We start from the raw sequence: 6,876 nt of genomic DNA on the forward strand, positions 1-6,876 counted from the left end.
AGAAAAAATTGGTATTGACCCCAATGATGCAGATTTAATTGTGTTAAGCCACGGGCACTGGGATCATGGAAACGGACTGGAATTTATGAGTGGTGGTAAGCTAATAGCCCATCCTGAAATACACAGAAAACGGTACAAAGAAAGTAACGGGCGCAGTATTGGTCTTGATTTACCCCAAAAAGACATTGAAGACAAATTCGATGTGATGTACAGTAAAAGTCACCTGCAACTCTTTGACGGTGCCTGGTTTTTAGGCGAAATACACCGTATAAACCAGTGGGACAGCGGCCATGAAGATTTCATACTTGAGGACCAATCACCGGATAATGTGCCCGATGATACCGGAATTGTATTGGAAACGCAAAAAGGTCTTGTGGTCATAAGTGGTTGCGCACACAGCGGAATAACCAACATTGTGCTAAAAGCCATGGAAATTATGCCCGGTAAACCTGTGCATGCTGTAATGGGTGGTTTTCACCTTAAACCAGGTGATCCACGTCTGCAGCGCACCATAGATTTTTTTAAAAAACTGGGGATAAAAAAACTCTATCCCTCTCACTGCACCGCAGTTGAAGTCATTAGTCAAATGCGGGAAGTTTTGCCCGTTAAATTCGTCAAAAGTGGCAATGTATTTAACTTTTAATATTTGAATGAAAAATAAAATGTCACAGGTAGCCATACAATCGGCCTTCTTCCCTCCCATTCAACAAATATCGCACATCATGCGACACAATCAGGTGGTTATAGAACAGCATGATACCTATGCCAAACAAACTTTTAGAAACAGAGTACAAATTGCTGGTCCAAATGGATTACAAAACTTAAGCATACCAGTTATTAAGCCGCATGGTTCAAAAACAAAAATGAAAGATATTTTGGTTAATAAAGAAAAAGACTGGCAAGATCAGATATTAAAAAGCATTCGAACAGCCTATCGCAACAGCCCGTTCTACGAATTTTATATCGACGATTTAAAAAAAATACTTAACACACAAATTCCGAAACTTTTTGATCTTAACCTGCAGCTGCTTGGCGAAATTCTGGAAATACTTGAAATCGATACGGCACTCACTCCCTCATCTGACTATCAGCACAATTACGAAATCGATCTGCGAAACATAGCACATCCGAAGCCTCAGTACAAAGAAAATGACGATTGTTACAATCCCGTATCTTACCACCAACTTTTTAGTGAAAAGTATGGATTCATTGAAAACCTAAGTATAATTGATTTGTTATTTAACGAGGGACCGTTATCTTATTTTTATTTGGAAAAAACAATTGTAAATAAAAAGTTATCTCCATAAAAATTTCTATTTTTATACAACAAAAAAGCATGCGCATTACCCTGATCATATTAATCCTTTTTATTGCGAATAGCATTTTTGCTGAACGCGATGATTTGCGTTTTTTTGGCTATGGAACTTCCGATGGTATTTCTGTTGGTAAAGTGCGCAAAGTATTTCAGGATAGTAAGGGATTTTTATGGCTTGCCACAGAAGATGGGCTCAATCGCTTTGACGGATATAAATTTGATGTATTTCGGAACCAGCAAAACGATTCTACATCCATTTCAAGCAACAAAATATGGGACATTACAGAAGATAACAAAAAAAGACTTTGGATTGCTACGGGCTATGGCTTAAACTCCTACAACCTGATAACCGGCAAGTTTACAACATACATCAAAGATTCATCCACAAACCTGTCTGACAACGAAGTAAGAAGCCTTTACGTATGCCAGGATTCAATACTTTTCATAGGTACACATGGAGGTGGTTTAAATGTAATGGACCTCAAAACACTTAAAATCAGTAAGGTTTCATTACCCCAAAACCCTACATTCATCAGGAAAATAAATTGCATCGATGGTCAAATACTACTTGGTACACATGGTAATAATTTTTACACACTCAACCCACAAACCATGAATGCCCGCCAGGTAACTATTGATAAAAACCACGAAACCCAATACGTAGACCAGGTCAGTGCCTTTTTACGCATCGACGATCAGCGCCGATGGGTAGCCACAGAAAATGGCATTTTTGAGTGGAACAACAAAACCGGCGAAGTTCAGGATATTACACCGAAGCATCTCTTCAACGAAAACGAAGTGCTCAGAGTCAGAGATTTCTTGCGCGACAAAGACGGCATTATTTGGGTAACAACCAACCAGGGGCTTCTGAAATACAAATCGAACTATTGGTACCGCTATACAACCAACGAAGAAGAGGACTATTCATTGCGATCGAACTGGTTAGTAGATATTTTTGAAGATGAATCAGGTAGCATTTGGATAAGCAATAAAGAAAACGGTGTAAATGTAATTCACAATAAGCAGCAAAAGTTCAGGCATTACGGAAGTAAAGCCAAAGAAAACTCACTTTCGAACAACCTGGTTTTCAGTTTTGCCAAATACGACAGCAATGAAATTCTAGTTGGCACCATCGGTGGAGGCCTCGATGGTTTTAATCCATGGACAGAGAAGTTTTATGATTACAACAAGTACCATCCCGCCCTAAGTAATCAGATTACTGATATTTATGTAGAAGCCTACAACGATATCTGGCTGGGTAGCTGGGGCAACGGCTTGCAATATTTTAATCCTGAAACCGGCGAGGTAAGAAACTACAGGGAACAAAACAATAACCCCAATTCCATAAGCAACAATACCATAATTTGTATTCGCCCGGCTAAAAAAGGAAACTATTGGATCGGCACTTTCGATGGCTTAAATTACTTCGACCCTGATAAAGAAAACTTTACGCGCTATCAAAACATAGAGGGATTAAACAGCCACACTATTTTTTACATTTATAGCAAACACCCGGATACCTTATGGCTCGGCACCCGGGGTGGAGGTCTTGCCAAACTGGACCTGCAATCGATGCAAGTCAAATCGTATCAACACGATTCCCGCGATACTACAACCATTGCCAATAATGTTGTAAAATATATTCATGAAGACCATAACGGATACTTCTGGATAGCAACTGAAATGGGCATTTCAAGGTTTAATCCACAAACCGGAAAATTCCGTAACTACAACATCAACGACGGATTGCCCAACAACAATGTATGGGCCATTTTACCCGACAGTGAAAACAACTTATGGCTCAGCACCAATAGCGGTATCGCCAGAATTACCCTCGATTCAGCATCAAACATTGTAGCAGTAAAAAGCTATCAGAAAAACGAAGGTTTGAAAAGCCTTGAATTTAGTCAGGGCGCTTATTTGCGTGATCCCGCATCAGGAACCCTTTATTTTGGCGGAACCGAGGGGTTTTACGCATTCAATCCCGAACAGATAAAACCCCGTCAATATGAGCCGCCCGTGAGGCTCACATCCATTAAAGTAATGGATAAAGAGCTGGAGGGCGATACGCTACCCTCAAGTAAGCGCAAAGTGGTGATTCCATGGCATAAAAACTTCATTTCATTTGAATTTGTCGGCCTCGATTACGCACATCAGGGCAATATTCAATATAAGTACAAAATGGTTGGACAAAGTGATAAATGGAGCCAGCCCAGCACGCGTACATTTGCCTCATTTCCCGATTTACAGGATGGTGAGTATACATTTAAAGTGAGAGCTACAAACAGTGAAGGAATTTGGCCCTCAGGAGACAAAGGAGAAGTATCGATACGTATCAGAGTAAAACCACCCTGGTGGCGCACAACATTGGCTTACATTCTCTATATCATACTTCCCGTTATTGGCGTAATTATTTACATCAGAATAAGAACACGCAAATTACAGCGTGAAAAACGCATTCTGGAAGAGATTGTAGCAGAGCGCACAGCAGAACTCCGCAAGAAAAACCTCGATATTACAAGTAGTATACAATATGCCCAGCGCATACAACAAGCCATCATTTATCCTTCCATTACAGACTTCTCCGAAGAATTCAGAAATGTATTTGTGCTCTTTAAACCCAAAGATATTGTGAGCGGTGACTTTTTTTGGTACATTAAGAAAGGTACAACCAGAATATTTACTGCGGCAGACTGCACAGGGCATGGTGTGCCTGGAGCATTCATGTCTATTATTGGAAATAACCTGCTCAACCAAATTGTTACAGAAGAAGACATTACTGACCCTGCTGAAATTTTAACCGAGCTCGACGAAAAAATTAAGCAAAGCCTGAACCAAAAAGGCCGTAAAAGCGATACTTTCGACGGTATGGATATGGCCATTTGCGCCATTGATGAAGGCAGCAACGAACTCACATTTTCGGGCGCATACAACCCGCTATATCACATCCGAAATAAAGAACTTTCCAAATACAAAGTCACGCGCCGTTCAATTGGTGGCAGCCAACTTATATCTAAAAAACCTTTTTTCAACCACAAAATTCAAGTCGAAAAAGGCGACACCATCTACATTTTTTCCGATGGCTATGCTGACCAGTTTGGGGGACCAAGGAACCGGAAATTTACCAGCAAAAAGTTACAGGAAAAACTCATCTCTATTCAGGACCAAAACATGCCCAACCAACAAATGACCATGGAAGATACCATTGACACCTGGATGGAAGACTATGAGCAAATTGACGATATGATTTTGGTAGGTGTCCGTTTCTGAACAAATTGACTCAAAATGTTAATTATACAAAAGGCAATGCTATCTTTGCGCCAAAAAGATGCTTTACCTTCTGCTCAGCATAATTTCCAGCGTTGTTATTCTTATTATTTTTAAGGTAACCGAGAAATATGACATTCCAATAATCCACCCCATCATAATTAACTATTTCATAGCCAGTGCTTTTGGATTTTTCAATGCCGGACTAACCCCGGCTGATGTGGCCAATATTCCGTTAAACTGGGTTTGGCCCGCAGCTATAATCGGGAGTATCTTTGTTTTTACATTTTTCCTCATCGGACTCTCAACGCGGAAAGCAGGAATTGCTTTAACTACTGTAGCCAGTAAAATGTCGTTTGTATTTCCGATGTTTTTCTCTATCCTGATCGACGATAACGACCACTATACCCACACAAAACTTATTCTATTGATTATGGCCATTGTGGCTGTATTCCTTACTGTTTTTAAGAAACGCAGGAAAAGCATTGAATCCCTGTTCATAATGCTTTTACCGGCAATGCTATTCGTTTTTCTTGGTTTGGCCGACTCACTTATAAAGTTTTCGCAAACTTTTTATATAAAAAACCCCAATGCCTCCTCCACTTTCTCATTCCTCCTATTCGGGTTTTCGGCCATTTGGAGCATTGTACTGATCTTTTTTCAAAAAAACCGTGCAACAATTCTAAAACCCAAGGCACTCATAAGCGGTACCCTGATGGGATTGGCCAATTTTGGCTCGCTTTACTTCCTGATAAACGCCCTGAATGAGCTACTCATCAATAATTCGATTGTCATAGCACTCAATAATACAGGTGTCGTGCTAACATCAGTAATTATTGCCCTGTGGTTTTTCAGAGAAAAAGTTACCCTGCTCAACAAAATCGGCATTATGCTGTCGATCATTACATTTTTTGTGCTGATGGTGTTTTTGTAGGAAGAGAAGCTGAAACAACCTGAACAAACTGCTTTTGGGCTGGCTATTCATCTGTTAGTTCCTTTGCTATCATTTCAGCTTGCTTAAGTACCGTTTCGGTTGCCAGTTTTTGCATGTCCGGTGGATATCCGTATTGGCGCAATGTCCGTTTGATTATTACTTTTAGTTTTGCCCTTACACTTTCTTTGATTGTCCAGTCAATTGAAGCATTTTGTTTTACTCTTTCTGTTAATTTAACCGCCAATTCTCGCAATTTATCCTGCTGCATTAATTGCCGTGCACTCTCATTATTAGCTACTGCCGTATAAAAAGCATATTCAAAGTCCGAAAGTCCCATTGCTTCTGCTTCCGTATCCATGTTTATGATTTCCTTACTCAGTTTTATAAGTTCATCTATGACTTCTGCAGCAGTCAGTATCTTGTTGTGATACTTTTTTATTGAACTTTCAAGCATTTCCATTAAGGATTTACTTTTAACCAGATTCTTTTTGGAACGGGATTTTATTTCATCATTTAAAAGTTTTTTCAGCACTTCCATTGCCACATTTTTATGCTCCATTCCTTTCAATTCCAACAGGAATTCTTCTGATAAAATTGAAATATCCGGTTTTTTTATTCCTGCTGCATCGAAAACATCAATAACTTGTTCAGAAATCAAAGCCTTATCAATTACCTGCCGAATGGTGGTTTCAATTTCTTCATCGGTTTTTCCTGGACCTGTGCTATGAAATTTTGCTAACCTAGCTTTTACGGCCTGGAAAAAAGAAACCTCCTCTTTAATATCCATGGCCTGTTCATGCGGAACTGCAATTGCAAAGGCTTTTGAAAGTGCAGTAACTTCATTAATGTATCTTTTCTTTCCGTCTTCAAGTCCAAGAATATGCTCTTCCGCACCTAAAATCATGGATAGCTTTTTTGAAGTATCAGCTTGGAAATAATCTTCATACGGAAAACCATGAAACATATTTGAAACGACTTCCAGTTTTTCCAACATAAGTTCCACTGCCTGTTCCTGTGCAATGGCCGGGTCGCCTTTACCGCCAGCATCGGAATAAAAAGAAAGTGCTTTTTTCAAATCAGATGCTATTCCTAAATAATCAACAACCAAACCACCGGGCTTATCTTTGTAAACCCTATTGACACGGGCAATTGCCTGCATCAGATTATGGCCTCTCATAGGTTTGTCAATGTAAAGTGTATGCATGCTCGGTGCATCAAACCCGGTTAACCACATATCCCTGACAATTACCAATTGCAATTCATCTTCGGGGTCTTTCATTCTGTCAGCTAAAATCTTTCGTTGTTGTTTCGTTGTATGATGTTTTGCCATTTTGGGGCCGTCTGATGAAGAAGATGTCAT

General features: G+C 39.7%; 5 protein-coding genes. 4 read left to right on the plus strand and 1 reads right to left on the minus strand.

Annotation, left to right across the window (positions count from 1 at the left end):
- The 4 genes from VJ937_RS03040 to VJ937_RS03055 form a co-directional block, all read left to right on the plus strand.
- On the plus strand, positions 1–643 hold a 643-nt coding region (locus VJ937_RS03040; protein ID WP_324065427.1), incomplete at its 5' end, for an MBL fold metallo-hydrolase.
- A gap of 7 nt (positions 644–650) precedes the next feature.
- The gene (locus tag VJ937_RS03045; protein WP_324065428.1) at positions 651–1,307 is read left to right on the plus strand and encodes a WbqC family protein; all 657 of its coding nucleotides are present in this window, start codon (positions 651–653) and stop codon (positions 1,305–1,307) included.
- Positions 1,308–1,336: 29 nt separating this feature from the next.
- On the plus strand, positions 1,337–4,585 hold the full coding sequence (locus tag VJ937_RS03050; RefSeq protein ID WP_324065429.1) for a ligand-binding sensor domain-containing protein: 3,249 nt from the start codon (positions 1,337–1,339) through the stop codon (positions 4,583–4,585).
- A 58-nt stretch (positions 4,586–4,643) separates the two neighbouring features.
- Positions 4,644–5,516 carry a hypothetical protein gene (locus VJ937_RS03055; RefSeq protein WP_324065430.1) on the plus strand — a complete coding sequence of 291 codons (873 nt, stop codon included), beginning with the start codon at positions 4,644–4,646 and terminating at the stop codon, positions 5,514–5,516.
- Between the two features lie 43 nt (positions 5,517–5,559).
- On the opposite strand, the gene VJ937_RS03060 is transcribed toward VJ937_RS03055, so the two are convergent.
- Positions 5,560–6,876 (minus strand): type I restriction enzyme endonuclease domain-containing protein (locus VJ937_RS03060; RefSeq protein WP_324065431.1); only part of this gene is annotated, 1,317 nt, incomplete at its 5' end.

Source organism: Salinivirga sp., from assembly GCF_035268865.1.
Classification (GTDB): domain Bacteria; phylum Bacteroidota; class Bacteroidia; order Bacteroidales; family Salinivirgaceae; genus Salinivirga.